Consider the following 17,125-nt stretch of genomic DNA (forward strand, 5'->3'; position numbering starts at 1 on the left):
TGTACCGACAATGGCGAACGACAGCAGTGTTCAAGCAAAAGTCAGGTGAGTTCAGAGAAGTTGATTTTCCGTGGGGGCTTATGCCCTGGTTACGATTAGGGCAGGTGTTTCAGATGGGGCAACCTGTATGGAATGAAGCGGAAGGGAAAGTATTTAAGCTGGTGATTCCTGATTCGTCTACTGCAACCTTAGCTAGAGCAAGTACTATTCCAACACTGGCAAACTACCTGCTTCAGGGTGAAAACAATTTGGCAGAGTACTGCGTCAGATTTCAGACTGAGCAAACCGTTACCATTGTGATTCCAGTGCTGGAATGTATTCGGGCGTTTTTGCTTCCTAATAAAACACTTGCCTTTGGGTTACTAGAACCGAATTATTTTGAGCGAGTGATCACCCGGAACGAAATCAGTCAAGGGAAGCTGGCTTTAGATTTTTCAGGCGATGTGCCGAAGAAAATTTTGAGTCGATCGCTTGTCTTTCGTATTGCTCGCCTGCTCTATGATTCATCCTTTCGTCTCGCCTGGGATAGGGTGTACCGCGATCGACTCAGTCGTTCAACCCAAGAGACCTGGAATACCTCGATTCCCTTGACAACGAATCTGCCCAAATTTGCTTCGACGTGGCATGTGAGAGGGATTTTGACAGGGCAAATTCTGCTAGTTCAGCAGATTCTTGAAGTTAGACCGACGCGATCGCTGCCTTTCAGCGAACTTGAATTCACCCACCCTCGTATCAAAAAGCGTGAGTATGTGGAAAAGCCTGCCACTAAGCGGCCGCCCAAAGAGAAGGTTGTTAAGGAGTATTTGGTCGAGGGCGAAGCTCAACCACCTAAAAATCCAAAGCCGATTCGGAGGCTGCCTCGCTTGGGCATGGCAATTATTGAAAAGCAGAAACTAAAAATCAGCCAGACAGGTTTGACCTCGGTCATCACTACGAAGCGAGCTAAGGACGAATCGGAGCAGGATGACGGTCAAAGTTCCGCTGAACCACTCTTAAAAAGCCAGCAAATTAACTTCGCCGATACAGGACAAGGGGGAGAGAACCCTGCGGCTGAGTTTGCTCTCCGATCGCCGCTTGATATCTTCGTTGCACCCGATGACGGACTGGATGATTTTGCTGAAGCAATCCGGTTCTTAGAAGAAATGCATTGGGATGTGACGGTTAAGTGGGAAGTACACGAACTTACGAAAGAAACGCTGTTTGCTAAGGTAGCCGATCGCCCTAGAAAGTATGCTCTAGTCACGCTACAGACTCAAGGATTTCCTCCTTGTTGGATCTTAGAGTTTGGTAGACCAGACAATTATTCTATTTCTACACTGATTTTTACCTTTACTAAAGATCAGGTTGAAAATACGCTCGAAGCGGTTATCAACAAAATAGTAGATGAAGCATTGCAGCCTGAGGGAGGTTGGAATAGTAAACCGTTGAAAAAATTCTCTGAGACGATCGCAAAATTCAATTTTCGGTGGGCTAAACATACGAATAGCTCAACAGAAGATTGGGGTGAGCGGCTATACAAAAGTGCGAAAGACGTTGCAAGCTCAAACTAGTATTGAGCAATATCTGAAGTTCTGCCTTCGGAACCATAGCGATCATTCTTGTCTGACAGATTTTAACGTTGAGGCGATCGCCCACTGCCAATACCCCTCAAGTATTGTACGTTGCTGAATCGTATGAAGCTACGTAAACTTTTGCGCTTAAGTTTTTACATTGACATTGATGCTCAAGGGCTTCCGCTAAAGTGGCTGTCATTCTTGGTGTTCATTTTTGCTAGAAAATCAAGCAGCATTAGCACTTCAGGCTATGTATACCAGATGTGATTGCAACAGCATGAGAAATTGGTTCAAAGTAGCTGCTTAAACTTAGAGCTTTTTAGATATGACGAGAGAATTAACGTTCAAATCTAGTTCTGGGAGCTTTGAGGTTTGCTTTAACCCAAAGCTGCTGGCTCAGTTTCCAAAAGTCGCTCATCGGGTGGCGTTACTCGTAACCTCTGAATACGAAGGCATTTTCAGGAATGGAGGCATTGGCACCTATTACCGGACTCTGAGCGAAAAACTGACAGCAGAAGGGTGGACTGTGGTATTGCTGCTTTGCCAGAGTCAAGAGAGGTTTGGCGGGGAATCCCATCTCCCGGCGCTGAAGCATATCTTCTCCACTAGCGAGTGTCAGGATGTTTTGGCGCTACAGCCCATGCATCTGGCAATCCTGTCTCAGTTCCAAGAGTGGGAGTGGGTCGATCGCGAAAACTACTGTGCGCTGTTCTTTGCTCAGGCGATCGCTGTTGCCTTTGAGCGTTCGTTCATCTATATCGAGTTCCCAGAAACACTGGGGTTGGGACACCGCACCGTTCAAGCCAAACGAGCAGGTGTCTTGGGCAAGCATTGTTTTACTGCCGTCACCCTGCACAGTGGACAGGAGTGGCTGCTGGAAGCGCATCGGCAGTACACCTTTCCCGTGCCTGCTTGGAGTTTGCAGATTAGTCATTATGAACAAGCATCTTTTGAGCAGGCAGACCTGGCGTTTTTCCCATCCCATTTTTTGAAAGCCAAAGTAGCCCGCTACGGCTGGAAAACAGATCATGCGCTACATTTGCCTTACTTTGTTCCTGAAGTGGAACAGTCGTTGGCATTAGAGCCGCTGCGAGATGACCTAAGGCAGGCGCTCAAGACGGATAGGATGCCGGTCATTTTCTTTGGCAGGTTGGAAGAACGAAAAGGGTTAATCACGTTTATCGAAGCGCTTCAGTTGTTGGATGTTGCGATCGCTGAGAAAATTCAGATTCTTTTCATTGGTAAAAATGTGCAGCTTCAGGTGGAAGCGCTCAAACATTTAGATAGTGGTCAATACATTCGGCAGGAGTTGGGAAGCAGTTATTCCTATCACATTCTTGCTGACTTGTACAGTCGAGAAGCAATTCAATTAATTAGTCAGCTAACTCATCCGATTGTCTGTCTCACCAGCCACCAAGAAAACTTTCCGAATGCGGCATTGGAGATGGGACAGTTACCCGTTAGTTTAGTGGTTTCAGATACAGGTGGCTTTCGAGAAACTTTAAAACTGATTAAGCGATCGCACGACGTGCGTTGGTTTGCGCCCGGTGATGAGAACTCGTTGGCACAAAGTCTCAAGCAAGCGATCGCGACCCACTCAGACACTCCATCAACTCCAAGCAAAGACTCCATTTATAAAACGAATCAATTACTGCTCTATCGACGACTTAAATACTTAAATCTTGTCACTCACAAAGCAAAAACTATTAGTTCTATTACTCGTAACAGTGGACAAGTCTCTCAATCATTACAGAATCTATCTGAGCTAGAAAGACCTCAAGAGCAACTATCAGCAAGCGATCAGGAATTGTTTCCCTTAGCTTCTGACAAGCTAAGTATGTTGTCATCTGAGGAGCGTTTTTATCTTCAGAGCTATGCAAAGAATGAGTATACAGGCAGCGGAGAGATTGTTGATCTGGGTTGTTGGCTTGGTTCATCCACGATTCCTCTAGCGATCGGCTTAGCCAGCAATCTCAAGGTAGAAGCAAGGGAAGAGCGCATTCATGCCTATGACATTTTCATCTGGCGACCCTCCTATATGGATCAGCATCTTCTGGGAACGGCTTCCGAAGGAAAGTATAAAGAAGGAGACAGCTTTGTTGAGGAGTTTGTTGAGCGCATTCATCCCTGGAGTCATTCGATTCAGGTTTACCCAGGAGATTTGAATCGCATTGGCTGGGATCAACGCCCAATTGAGTTTCTGTTTATCGACGCGATGAAGAGTTGGGATTTAGCAACCAGCATTCACAAGAGCTTTTTCCCATCCTTAGTGCCGGGTCTCTCGCTCGTAGTCCATCAAGACTTCGCTCATTTTTACTGTGTTTGGATTCATCTGATTATGTATCGCTTGCGAGACTATTTAGTGCCGCTTGAAGAGCATCCTTTCCTCTATAGCTCCAAGATTTTTCGATACGTCAAGGCAATTCCAGAAGCATTATTGCAACCCTATTCCCTGGCTTCTTTCTCAGAAGCAGAAGCAGAAGCAGCTTTTGCTTACTCGTTGGCTTTGACACCCAAGAAACTGAAGCCAAATGTGGCAGCCGTCAAGGTAATGTACTTTATTCAAATGGGCGATGTGGAACGAGCAAAAGCAGAACTTAGCCAAGCCAGAACGAAGTACGATCGCTCAGAGTGGATGAATCTGGTTGAGGTTGAGGAATGGCTAGAGCGAGGTGACTGGTTCATCCCTTATCGTTAAACTGGTGGATACCAAAGGCGCTAATATCGAAAGTTTTTGCTTCACTAATTTCTTCCTGACAATCATCTGTGAAGACCTATCTCTCTGACTTTACTCACGCTGCAAAGATTCCAGGATGAGCAGTAAGGCTTCAGTTTCTACTTCAACCGATGGGCTTGCTGGAACAACGGTTTGGTGAGTTCTGATCACATCCGTCAAAATAGCCTCAACTTGAGCCTGGGTGTAGCAAACCTGAATCTCTGTGTGAGCGGTGGTATTAAAACTTTTGTAAGCTTTCGCCGATCGCTGGGAAGGCACGATTTGACAGTCGAGGTCTTCAGTGAACTGACAGGAGAAGTTGACAGCACGATCGCTCTGCTCAGTAGCAGGATGAGCATGGCTATAGTCAATCAATGCAACGCTGGGAAATTCGATTCGCAACAGGGGTAAGAAGGAATAAGCAATTTCAGAGCCAGCAATGAGTACGCCATCAATCTGACGTGATGCCAGAATGTAGCGGATGAAGGCTAGCCAGTGTACTTGATCAAAGAAGTTGGGCAGATGGAAAATATCGGGAGTGGCGCGGTAGACGAACTCTTGACAGGAATGGTCTGAGGCGGAAGTGGTAACGATCGTCACATCATAGCCACATTGCTCCAGCCAAATGACCAAATCACAATTCCATTTCGCTGCGTCACTATTGTCGAGAGCGTTGCAAAACAATAAGAGCCGTTTGCCAGCATTGAAGCGTTCTAGCTGATTTTCTACGTTCAGTCTGACGTTCAGCGTGTTCAAGGTGAGCGGCTGTGGCTCTAGAGCGATCGCTGCTAGAGGTTCGGTGAGAACTTGATAGCGATCGTGGATGGTTTCAATGGTTTGCTGTACATCGGCTGTAAGATTGTGAGCGATCGTGGGTGCCGTTTCGTCGGTGGCACGATAGCAATCCAGGTATTCAGGAATGGTCCAGCCGTTTTGGTGCTGAGCAAGTGCTTTCAGACAGCGTTCCCAAGCAGCAAACCCGTGCAGCGATTCATCGAAACCGCCCAGTTGGTCAAAGTCGGTTTTGCGATAGAGGGGATGGCTCATCACTCCATTTTGACGGAACAGGGAAGTGGGTTGGTTCAGATGGGAATGCCACCAGTGTTCTTGTGCCTGAAAGACGATCGAGTAGGCATTGACGACGGATACTTGGGGATGGGTCTCTAGAAAGAGAACGCACTTCTCAAGATAGGTGGGGTCGAGAATGCCACCCATATCAACGAAGCACAGGTGTTTGCCGCTGGCTTGAGCAATGGCAGTGTTGTAACTGGCGGCTACGCCACGATAAGCCGTATGGGACAGTACGCGGATCTTGGCGGTTCTCTGGGGCAAAGAGGCGAGTAAGGTTTTAGTTTCAGGATCAGTTGCACCATCATCGACAATGAGCCATTCAAAATTCTGGAGGGTCTGGTTAATGATGCTGCGGTACGTCGTTTCAATGTATTGGTACTCCTGAAAGCAGGATGAAATGATGGAAACAACGGGCGCTTGTGTCGCAGCGGCTTTGAAGAATCTGATTTTTTGACCCGCAACACGAGCCACAAATTCTTGCACGCCAAGGGTGAACGTGTAATCGGTAGGTTGAAGCGGATCAGCACTAATTTTGCCGAGCTTGCGCTTGATTTTAATCCAGGTTTGCCGGAGCTTCCAAAACTTGCTGCCTTGCATTGCTTGAATTAAAGACCGTGATCGCTCCCCTGCTACTTCCGCTTTCTGGGTTCGCAGCATCCAGGCTTGCCACTGCGATTCCAGCCAATCTTTTCCGGCTTGCAATACCCGGTTCCAGTCTTCTAGCTCTTTGAGTCGGTTTTGGCTCTGAGTCAGTTCATTGTGCATCTGCTGAGCCGTGATCATCCAGGCTTGATCCTGAGGCGATGAAGGTTGGTTCGCTGGCAGAATGGGTTGCCAGTTTTGCCGTTGGCTTGGCGATGGCGCTTGCACCAGTTGCCCAAGCTCAGTCAGCAAGAGGTTGATTTGACGCTGGCTCCACTGCTCCGGCTTGATTTGAAAGAGATACTGACGTAGGGAGTATCGCTCCTGGGCAAGCTTGGTGGTCGGAATCGTGGAGGCAGAATCGGGGCGGATGGCATAGAGGGGATAAGGATAATAGGCGATCGCCTGGTCGGTCGCGATCGTGGCAGCAAAAATTTGCCAGTTCAACGCCTGCAAGCCACGTTCCTGAGCATAGCGAAACTCTTTCAGCAAGGCTTTGGAGAATAAGGCTGTTAGATCGTACTGGTGATTAAACTCCAACAATTTGAGCAGATTACCGTCAACGGTTGTAATGGCTTCCGGTGCTTCGCCTGCAACGACCAGCTGAGGGCAGACTACAGCAACGGCATTTGCTTCGTGTGCTGCTGCAATCATCTTCTCGACCATATTGGGAGTTGCAATCTGGTCGGGTGAGAAGGGTAAAATATACTCCCCACTGGATTGTTCAAGCAGGTGGTTGTAAGCTTCACCTAAGCTCCAATGTGCCTCTGCGGTGAGGTATTTGTGACTGGGAAACTGAGTTTGTGCCTGGACGATCGCGCTTTGAATCGATGCATCGGTGGCTGAAGACAACACAATGACATCAAGCGGCTCATAGGTTTGGGCTGCCAAGCTGGTGAAGCATTCCAGCAAAGTGGTTGCAGAGTGCCAGCAGACGAGGGCGATCGTCACGCTAGGTGTGGTCGGTTCTTTGGGGGCTGCCTCTAAAAACGCTTGGCTCATAAATTCCAGTCTTTGGTTCAGCAGATGGTGATTAGTTGAGTCGATCGCAGTTTGTTCAATCGTAGTTGGCTTTTCAGGATAAGCATGAATGGCTTGGGTAAGTGCTTGCGCTAACGCATGAGCGTTTCCAGGTTGGAACCAATGCACGGCTTCAGACCGTTGCAGCAGAGCCAGGGTTTCTCGAAAGCCTCCGGTGTCTGAAACCACAAGGCTCACGGGTAACTGTCCCATTTCTAAAGCGGTGTTGGGGAAGTTTTCTTGCAGGCTGGTGAGGCAAACGATGGGATGGGGCAAAGTCGCGATCGCTTGCATTGCCTCTTGACTGGAGAGGTCAGACAGAAACGTGGAGGTGAAAGCATTGCCCAGTTCGCGATCGATGTACTGCTGGCTGTTGAGATGCTCCAGTTGGGAGGATTGCAGGGGAATGATTTTGCCGATGAAGGTAAGGTGGATTTGGGGGGCGATTGCGGGATCTAGTAACCGCACGGCTTCTACAAAGGTACACAGCCCTTTCCGTTCTTCGAGCCGACCAAAAAATACGATCGAGATTTGGTTGCAGCCTGTCTCGTTACGCGGGGCGGGTTGACCGTCGTTAGTTACAGCAGTTTTTGCCCCCCTAGCCCCCCAATTTGGGGGGGGACAAGAGCCAAAGTCCCCCAGTATTGGGGGATTGAGGGGGCTTACAGATGAGAACGGCTGTAAGGTTAGCGATGGGACAAAGTAGGGTAAGTGCTTGGCATGAGCTGTTTTCCAGCCATACCCGGAAAACTTGGACTTCAAGAAATGGGAGGGTGAGTAGGTAATGTCGGCGTGCTCGTAGGAGAATTGCTCGTAGTGATATGCCTGCGATCGCCAGTGGGGTTGCTCTAATCGGTAGCGGCTGTTCACCTCATGCAGCCACTCAAAGGAGCCGTGAGCCGTGACACCAACTAAACAACTATTGCCTAACAGACCCGATCGCTTTGCCTGAATGGTGCGGTAGCCAAAGCCCCAGATCTCTGGAAATTCGGCATAGATGACGGCATCAGGGAAGGTGGATGCGATCGCCTGGATGAAGTAGAGGCAGCAGAAACTTTGATGGTCAAAACTATTCGCAAGATCATCTTGTCGAGTTTGAGACAGAATTTGCTGATGAATGGGTTGGAGCGTTAAAATCTGTGCCATTTCGTGAGTTGAGAATACGTGATGGACGCTCTCAAAACTCGCGTCTCCCTGAAATTCAGTGTCGGTTTGACACAGGAGGAGCATGACTGTCCAGCCATCTGCTACCAGTTTTTGACTAAGGGTTGCAGTGTAGGTGCCAATGCCGCCATTTTTAGAAAAGCCTTCAAATTCATTGCTGATCAGAACCGCAATCTTTTGAGCAGATGGGTTGAATTTCTCTAAGAATTCAGGCTTAAAACTAATCTGACACTTTGTCCAATCAGGAATGTTTAAGGCAGAATTTCCCGCTCCTAGTTTTTTGATGAGTATTTCTGGTGTGAGTGGTTCAACTTCATAATCAAACACACCCAAACTTTTCACGCCTTCTGGTCGTTGACCACCAGCACGGCCTACAACATATTGATTATAAAATTCATCATCTACTTCAAATACTTCTATTTTATTAAGGGTTTGAGTCTCTCTATAGCAGAAATGGATTGGATTATCTTTAGGAACCAAAATACCTATCGCTGCCACTCTTTCAGAGTTAGTTAAATTTGAAGGAGAGCCATGCAGAAGCCGCCTGTCATATATCAATGCTTGTCCTGCTTTCATTGGTACAGCAGTAAGATATTGCTGTTGGATAATTGATAGGGTTTCTTTGGTATATGGAAAGCCATTAAAAACAAAAAGTGGGCGCATTTTTGAATTGAGCAAATGGCTTTTTGGAACTACCTGAAGACATCCATTTTGCTCATTAACGTCGACAAGCGGACACCAAAGCCCAAAAGATTTTAGCAGTGATTCGTCTACTACAGATGGATCTTGATGTAGAGGCATGTCACTATGCACTGCGTTAGGCTTCTTTCTGCCAAAGGTACAAAAAGCTACTCTATGATCAGGGGTTAAAGATGTTAGTTTTGAAGTGAAAAGTTTCTGTATTTCATGAGTAACAAATTTTCGATACGATGCATCTGAGCTATTGATACTGAAAGCCAACTCGAATTCCGCTAAGTCTTTAGGAAGGGATTGTTTTTTGTAGAAGTCGAGAAGATTTAGCACTTCAATTTGGTCGAGAAAATCAATAACTGCATATCCCTTGGTTTCAATTTCTAGATGAATTGGGCTATTGAGATAAAGATTTTCCTCTATTGGTTTCTGCTCTTCACGGTCTGCTTGATCTAAACAATGACTCAATTCTTTCGCTAAAACCTGAACATTCGGCTCTTTAGTCATCGATAAATGATCGCCTGGAATCTCATAAATCTCCACTCCATTGGCAACCCAACAATTCCAAGCATCAGGTTCTAATAGATTAGAAATGAACCAATCTTTGCTCTTTTCCTGAGCAGCAAAGTAAGCAACTCGCCCTAAGTACGCTTGTGGGACATGATTGGCTGGAATTTGGAGGTTATACTCAAAAACCTTGGGGTTGAAGTGAATCTCAGTTGGGCTAAGGTCGGAGTCGCTGCTTGTTAGCTTTCCGCTCCACCTGATTTGGTCGCGGGCTAATGCGATCGGATACTCAGTTTTCTCTTCTTCTGTAAGTAACGGCTTTGGGCTATCTACCATCACCACTAATAAGACTTGTTGTCCCTGCTTCTTTAGTGCTTGAGCCATTTCAAGCGCAATATTTCCACCTGTGCAGCGTCCTCCTAACAGATAAGGTCCTTCAGGCTGAACGGCTTGAATTTCTTGAATGTAGTGAGATGCCGTCTCCTGGATGCAAGTGTGGAGAATTCCCTGTCCATCTCGTCCGACTGCCCGTATGCCATAAAAAGGACGTTCAGTATCAATATATTTTCCTAACACAGCATCTACGGTGTGACCATCTGCTGCGTGTATATAAAAGAAAGGACGCTTGCATCCATTTGGTTTAACCGGGATAAGGGATTTAGAGACAACTTCCTTGCTCTGTTGCCCTTTTTGCATTTTCTCGACAAACTCTTTTTCAGTCAGATATTTATTTCTATTTTCAATAAATCCTAAACTTTTAGCATTAGCAGGTCTTTGAGAAAAATCCGCATAAATAAAGAAGCTTGGGTCTATCTGAAAAACCTCAAACCCTTGTTCGGGTGAGTTTCGATCAAAGTAATAAAAAACAGGATTGATTTCAGTAGGCACAACGATCGCCTGCATTACAAATCTTGGTTGAGCCGTTCTATTAATATCAGAATGGTGCAGCAGGCTTTGATCAAAAATTACACAGTTACCAGCTTTAAGATCAAGGGGCTTTGAATACTTCTCAATAATTGTAGATTCAATATTTTTGCAGTAAAAATCTACTGTGCTGGTGGCAATATCAGAAACAATATTGTGGCTACTTTCTACGACTTGAAGCGTACCGTTACTTTCATCGGTATCTATTAAAGGACACCAAATGGTTAATGAAGTATGTTTTTTCGGATCAGCAACAAATGTCCAGTCGTGATGAACAAGAAATCTCCCTTTGCCTGGGGGTTTGACAATAAAGTTAGCACCAAGTATTTTATAATCGTCAAACACCCGTTCAATGTAAGGCGCTAAAACACCTGCTATGAAGTTTTTGGCTGTTTGTTTGTATTCGATATTGGTATCTATATCGGTTAAGTGATAGCTAGGTTGATCAAGCAATCTATCAGGATTAAAGTTGTCATCGGGTGTCATCAACTGTAATTCTGACAAAACAAGACTGATCTCCTCAGCAGACAACAGCGGCATGATGACATAGCCATTCCGTTCAAATTCCTGTTGCAGCGCTGCCGACTGAAACACGTTACGCATGGCTAAGCCTTTTCTCGGTGAAAGGATGACAGTTTAGCAATTGGAACAAGCCTTAAGAAAAATCATGGTTCTAATGTTGAGCTCTTGACGTTTGTTTGCATTTTGTTAAGAAGCTTAAGCGGTCTTGGCTCACCCGCTGCCAGGTTTCAGTATTTTTTCGCTTCTCGCAGAATCAACCTACCATACAATAGTTTTGACTGCTGCCTGTAACGCTCAAGGACAAGTTCATTGGGAATATCAAAACCTTCTGTGTCTGTGATCATCTGTACGGTAGACAGAGGGTGTTTTCTCCGACGAGTCCTGGGTACGATCGCAGACTGGCGATCGTCGTTTCAAGAACTCATTGTGGTTGTGGGACCCACCCAAGATGACACAGAGTTTGTCCTGCTCGAAAACAAGCATCTGATTGATCACGTAATTGTTACAACGCTTAAAAACGTGAGTGTAGCGAGAAATCTGGGCTTGAGAGCCGCTGCTCAAGAGATTATCTTGTATCTGGATGATGATGTGATTCCTTCGGCTGAGTGGGTCGAATCTCATGTAAGGGCACACCAGGAGCAGGGGGCGCGCTGTGGCTGTGTGGCGGGAGCCGTAGCAGATAAAACCAGACCGGATGCACCGTTGCAGTTCTCACGGGGCGTGCAGAGCCGCTTGAGTGAGTCTCGCCCGGTGCTATCGCAGACGGCGGAGCAACGCTACCTGTCTAACCCGCGTTGGTTTTCGGGTGTGATGGGTGCGAATGCGTCTTACAAACGAGCGGCGCTGATGCAGATTGGCTACTTTGATGAGTTTTTTGAATATTTTTTAGAAGAAACTGACGTTTGTTTGCGCTTGCTTGATGCAGGCTACACCATCCATCACACGTCTATCACTGTTGATCATTATGTGCAGCCCAGCCATAATCGGCACGATCGCCGCCATCTGACCTGCTGGTATGCCCTTGCCAAAAATACAACCTACTTTGCCCTGAAGCATGGCTGTCAGAAGTGCGCGTACTCGCCAGTTTTTCTAGCTCGTCTTGCGTCCCTTCTGCTTTACCGCTGCCTGCTCAGAATTCTGCGCCTCAAACTAACGCATCGCCTTCCCGTTGCGCTGCTGCTGCAATACATGCAAGAGGCGATCGCGGGAGTCGGTGAGGGCTGGAAAGCAGGACTGCAAGTTCACATACCTCAGCCCCTTTCACTAGCGGCAAGTCATCGCAACGAGAGCATCCACAGTAAGTTCGGGCAGAACCCCTAATGTTGGCAAAATATCTTTACCTGCATAAACGAGGGGAAGAGCATCGCCCTGCCACACCCAAACCTGCTGACGAGCTAGATCGATTAACCAGGCGAGTTGAGTACCGTTGCTAAGACAATGAAGAATCTTATTTTGCAAATCCAGGGTGCTTTGGTCCGGGGAGCGAATTTCAATCAACCAGTCAGGTGCTCCATCCAGAGGACCGTCCTCAGCGGGAAGGCGATCGCAAAGAACAACAGAAATATCAGGTACTGGTGAGTAGGGAGGCACCAGGCAGCGCAATTCCTGCACTGCCTCAAACTGGTCAGTATGCCGATTGATGAAATTAACCAGATTGCGCTGTAATCGTGAGTGAAAGAGGGTTGGCATTGGTTTTTGGATGGCTTGCCCGTCAATTAGTTCCCATGCGGGAGAAGCCTCAATATTGGGTTGAGCGAGAAACTCTGCCAGCGGAATTTTTGCGACCGACTTTACCATACTTCTTCTCAACGTTTCGCCGCTCTTTCTAAAACAAAATCTTGCGGTATTCTACAATCATATCCCTTTGAGTCAGTCAACCCCCTCCACTAAAAAGATTCAACGATCGCCATGTACATAGCGCTGACAAAGCCATTGACCTTTGAGGAGTTTCTCGCCTGGGATGACGGTTCGGGTAGAGACTTTGCGTTACTGGATGGAGTGCCCGTGCCATTATCCGAACCTAATGCAAATCATGAGGATCTCATTCAGCGGCTTTGTGCCTACCTGGAAGCTCACTGCTTGGAGGCAAATTTACCCTATGTTTCTAGGCAGTCTAAACAGGTACGGCTCAGAACCGAACCAGACGAAAAAGAAAAAAGCCGTAAAGCTGATATTGTCATTTTTGCCAAAGACGAGTGGCAGCGAATGAAAGGCAGTTCTAGCTCTGCGGCGGCTTACATTCCACCGCCAGGAGTGATTGAGGTGGTGAGCACTAATTGGAAAGATGATTATTTGACCAAACTCGCTGAATACGAAGATTTAGGAGTTTTAGAGTACATCATCGTGGACTATGCTGCCTACGGTGGCATTCGGTTTATCGGCTCACCGAAGCAGCCAACGATTACAATTTACCAACTGGAGAATGATGAATATCTGCCAGGTAACGTCTTTAGAGGGCACGATCGCATTGAGTCTCGGTTGTTTCCCGACTTAACGCTCACCGCTGAACAGATTTTTGCCATGAGTCGATAAGCAACGCAACTGAGAGAGTAGCGTAGCAACTTTATGGGTAAGAAAAACCATAAGAAAGCGATTCGCTCACTGAACAGGCGCATTGCTGAACATCAAGAAAAGATTAGACTAGAGTACAAAAAGGATGCTCCCGATGACGGTTTAATCAGGCATTGGGAAGCTGAGATTCGAGCCTTTGACAAGGGTATTCAGCAAGCACTCAAACGACTGGGGAAATAATCATGCAAATTCGCGATCGCACCCTTCCGGTTGCCAGCCCAACTCTCAGTACATTAATTACCGAGTTAGGCTTAGAGTGTCAAAATGTTACCGCCTTCATCGCTCAGCTTCAGTCGCCTCACCTGAGCGCACGACAACAAGCTGAGATCTTAGCGGAGTTGCTAGCGGCTGCTATTCATTTGAATGTGCATTGTGGAGAGGATTTTCAGACACTGATCGCTCAGGAAATGGAAACACTGCCGGATGATGATGAACAGGAATGAGTAAATCAATCCATGAGCGATCGCCTAGCATCTCGGAACAAGAATCGGACTCTCGTTAATCTTCTCCAGGAACGCGCCTCTCAGCATCCCGATCGAACCGCCTATACCTTTCTGGAAGATGGGGAGCGTGAGAGTGATACGCTCACCTATCGACAACTAGATGAGAAAGCCAGGGCGATCGCCGCTTATCTGCAAGCTCAACTCTCCGTTGGCGATCGGGTTTTGCTGGTCTATCCCCAGGGCTTAGAGGCGATCGCGGCGTTGTTTGGTTGCCTGTATGCCGGGATGATTGCCATTCCTGCCCCTGCTCCAGAAACCGCGCGGCTAAAGCGGACGTTGCCGAGATTAGAGGCGATCGCAGCCGATGCAGGCGCTTCGTTGATCTTGACCACTGCAAGCCTGCTCACCAAACGAGACGGTAACTTAACCTTTCAGGCGAAGAGCTTTGTTGGACGGATTCAGGGGCGATCGTCCCTCCTACTCCACTATTATCTGGCAGCGGCAGCAACCGCTCAAGAGACGGCGTTGCTGCATGAAAGAATGAATCACCCTCATCCCAAACCCTTCTCCCCAGGGAGAAGGGCTTCCAACTCCTGTTCCCTCGCCCCTGGGGAGAGGGCTAGGGTGAGGGCAGTTCGGCACAACGCCCAAGAAACATCGCAACTTGCTACTTTGCCCTGGACAGCCACCGAGACTATTCCCACTCACCTTGCTACCTACTGGCAACCGCCAGACATCAGTGGTGACACGTTGGCGTATCTGCAATATACCTCCGGTTCTACATCTACACCCAAAGGCGTGATGCTCGACCACGTTAACCTGATGGGTCATTTAGCGGCGCTGCAACAGGCGGTTGGGTATGACTCTAACAGCATCACCGTTACCTGGATGCCTTATTTCCACGATTACGGACTGGTGGAGGGCATTCTGGAACCGCTGTATAACGGCACGCCCTGTTACTTGATGTCGCCCACTGCTTTTATCAAGCAACCGTTGCGCTGGCTCAAAGCCATTGCCCACTATGGCGCGACCCATAGCCAAGCACCGAATTTTGCCTATGCTTATTGCTTGAAACGGATCACAACCGCAGAGCGAGATACGCTCGACCTCAGCCGTTGGCAAGCAGCGGGAAATGCGGCTGAACCGATTAACCCAGAGGTGATGGAAGAGTTCTGCCAAACGTTTGAACCGTGTGGGTTTCGTCAATCTGCGTTTGCTCCAGCCTATGGCTTGGCAGAAGCCACGTTGTTAGTGACGACAAGCCGAAAATTAGATGCTCCGGTTTTTTGTACGGTTGATGTAGAAGCGACAGCACAAAATCGGCTGGTTGAGACACCAACGGGACACCGATTGGCGGGATCGGGGCGGCTGTTGGCAGAAACCCAGGTGGTGATTGTCCATCCCGAAACCTTGACTCGTTGTGCCCCTGTTGAGGTTGGCGAGATTTGGGTAGCGAGTGTGGGAGTGGCGCGAGGCTACTGGCAGCGTCCCGATGCCACGCAGGAGACATTTTGCGCTGCTTTAGCGGATACGGGGGAAGGTCCATTTCTGCGAACGGGGGATTTAGGCTTCCTCAAAGATGGGGAGTTGTTTGTGACGGGTCGGCTGAAGGATTTGATTGTTATTCGGGGCGAGAACTACTATCCGCAGGATATTGAGTGGGTGGTGGAAAAGAGCCATCCGGCTTTGCGATCGAGCTATGGGGCCTCATTTGCTGTAGAAGTTGATGGCGTTGAACAAGTGGTGATTGCGTTTGAGGTCGATCGCACTGCCAGCAAGAATTTAAATATTGATGAAGTAGTTGCTGCAATTCGCAATGCCGTCGCAGAAAACTATGAGTTACCGATTTATGGCATCGTGCTGCTCAAACGAGGCAGCATCCTCAAGACTTCGAGCGGCAAAATTCAGCGGCAAGCCTGTCGAACTGCGTTTCTAAATGGTAGTTTGGCTAGTCTTGCGATTTGGAAGCTCAATCGTGCATCAATTCAAAGGGGAATTATTCCGCAGAATCAGATAGAAGCTCAGTTAGTGCAAATTTGGCAACGAGTTTTAGGTGTTTCATCTATCAGCACTAAAGATAACTTCTTTGAGCTAGGAGGAGATTCGCTCAAAGCGGCAGTTGTGACGGCTGAAGTCGAAATGTTATTGAAGCAGGAGATGCCTTTAGCGCTTTTAGCAACCGTACCGACGATTGAACAATTAGCATTCCTACTGTGTCAGAAAAACAAGAACGTAGGCATCAGATCTCTTGTCCCAGTTAAACCTGGTGGATCTAAGCGACCTTTCTTTTATATACACGGTTTACTTGGTTACAATTCAGATGTGAATTTTGCACTAGCACGTCATATCGATTCAGATCGTCCCATGTACGGCGTACAAGCAATCGGAGTAGACCCACAAAAAACTCCACACACTGACATGCAAGAGATGGTATCTCACTATATCCAAGAAATACAGACTGTTCAGCCAGAAGATCCGTATCTTGTAGGAGGTATCAGTGCGGGAGGAAGCATCGCCTTTGAAGTAGCGCAGCAGTTACAAAGGCAAGGTCAAAAAGTTCAACTGTTAGTTATGGTTGATACTCCCAATCCGTACCTGACAAAACATGAGATAAACACACTACGTAAACAGGTAGCGCTCCAAATCCCCGATTGGGCAAAAGAAGTTGATGAACTCTGGCGACTGAATCATGTTGAACTTCTGTCCAAGCTTTCTAACGCAACTCTTGAAGCCGTAATTAACCACTCGCCGAAAGTCTATTACGGGCAGGTTGTTTACTTGGCAGCCGAGAAGAGTATGACAGAAGGATTTCACTTCGACCCCATGCAACCGCAGGGCTGGAACAGCCTGATCGCAAATGGAATTAACCTACACAATGTTCCAGGCAATCACTTTACGATGCATTGCGAACCTCACATCCGAGTGTTAGCAGAAAAATTGAATGCTTGTTTAGAGAAAGCTGATCATGCTTCAGCCGTTTGAGCTTAAATTGTTCTTGGCAACCTGCTTAATCTTTCGTTACTCAGAGTAGGTAGCAGACCAGAAATAAACAAAGAGTTGTTGTGTCACATTTCATTAAAGAACCCTATAAGAGCCGCGATCGTACTCTGCTCTTTTCCTCTTCATCTTTTTTTAATTCGTTGGTTATGGTGCCTGTGAATTGATGCTGTCAAAAGATCTTCAATTTGCTTCTTATACTTAAAACCCACATAACCTGATGTCCTTCTAGTATCATCAAATGCAAAACTTGGTTGTGCATCAGACAAGGGTGGGATAGGTTAAAAGGTCATGCCAAGTCCAGG

9 protein-coding genes are annotated in these 17,125 nt (G+C 47.3%); 7 read left to right on the forward strand and 2 right to left on the reverse strand.

What is annotated here, in order from left to right:
* Positions 1-80: 80 nt before the first annotated feature.
* Together AC5JLP_RS18975 and AC5JLP_RS18980 are read left to right on the forward strand one after the other, a co-directional pair.
* Entirely contained in the window at positions 81-1,550 is a 1,470-nt protein-coding gene (locus AC5JLP_RS18975) for a Tn7-like element transposition protein TnsE (protein ID WP_496069503.1), read from the forward strand.
* Between the two features lie 328 nt (positions 1,551-1,878).
* On the forward strand, positions 1,879-4,251 hold the full coding sequence (locus tag AC5JLP_RS18980; protein WP_496069504.1) for a glycosyltransferase family 4 protein: 2,373 nt from the start codon (positions 1,879-1,881) through the stop codon (positions 4,249-4,251).
* Between the two features lie 90 nt (positions 4,252-4,341).
* On the opposite strand, the gene AC5JLP_RS18985 is transcribed toward AC5JLP_RS18980, so the two are convergent.
* Positions 4,342-10,890, reverse strand: a complete 6,549-nt coding sequence (locus AC5JLP_RS18985) for a glycosyltransferase (RefSeq protein ID WP_496069505.1) — start codon at positions 10,888-10,890, stop codon at positions 4,342-4,344.
* A gap of 249 nt (positions 10,891-11,139) precedes the next feature.
* Between AC5JLP_RS18985 and AC5JLP_RS18990 the strand changes: the two genes are divergently transcribed.
* On the forward strand, positions 11,140-12,129 hold the full coding sequence (locus AC5JLP_RS18990; RefSeq protein ID WP_496069506.1) for a glycosyltransferase family 2 protein: 990 nt from the start codon (positions 11,140-11,142) through the stop codon (positions 12,127-12,129).
* Here AC5JLP_RS18990 and AC5JLP_RS18995 read toward each other — a convergent pair.
* Positions 12,073-12,606 (reverse strand): Uma2 family endonuclease, encoded by a 534-nt coding sequence (locus AC5JLP_RS18995; protein WP_496069507.1) that lies wholly within the window; start codon positions 12,604-12,606, stop codon positions 12,073-12,075. The two genes, AC5JLP_RS18990 and AC5JLP_RS18995, sit on opposite strands and share 57 nt — an antisense overlap.
* 111 nt (positions 12,607-12,717) lie before the next feature.
* On the opposite strand from AC5JLP_RS18995, the gene AC5JLP_RS19000 reads away from it, so the two are divergent.
* From AC5JLP_RS19000 to AC5JLP_RS19015, 4 genes are read left to right on the forward strand one after another with little or no spacing between them, the layout of a single operon-like run.
* Positions 12,718-13,341 (forward strand): Uma2 family endonuclease, encoded by a 624-nt coding sequence (locus AC5JLP_RS19000; RefSeq protein WP_496069508.1) that lies wholly within the window; start codon positions 12,718-12,720, stop codon positions 13,339-13,341.
* Positions 13,342-13,374: 33 nt separating this feature from the next.
* Positions 13,375-13,560, forward strand: a complete 186-nt coding sequence (locus tag AC5JLP_RS19005; RefSeq protein WP_496069509.1) for a hypothetical protein — start codon at positions 13,375-13,377, stop codon at positions 13,558-13,560.
* Between the two features lie 2 nt (positions 13,561-13,562).
* Complete coding sequence (locus AC5JLP_RS19010; RefSeq protein WP_496069510.1) at positions 13,563-13,823, forward strand: hypothetical protein; 261 nt, start codon at positions 13,563-13,565, stop codon at positions 13,821-13,823.
* Between the two features lie 12 nt (positions 13,824-13,835).
* Positions 13,836-16,805, forward strand: coding sequence for an alpha/beta fold hydrolase (locus AC5JLP_RS19015; RefSeq protein ID WP_496069511.1), 2,970 nt, complete (start codon positions 13,836-13,838; stop codon positions 16,803-16,805).
* The last annotated feature ends 320 nt before the right edge of the window (positions 16,806-17,125 follow it).

The organism is Stenomitos rutilans (assembly GCF_059505485.1).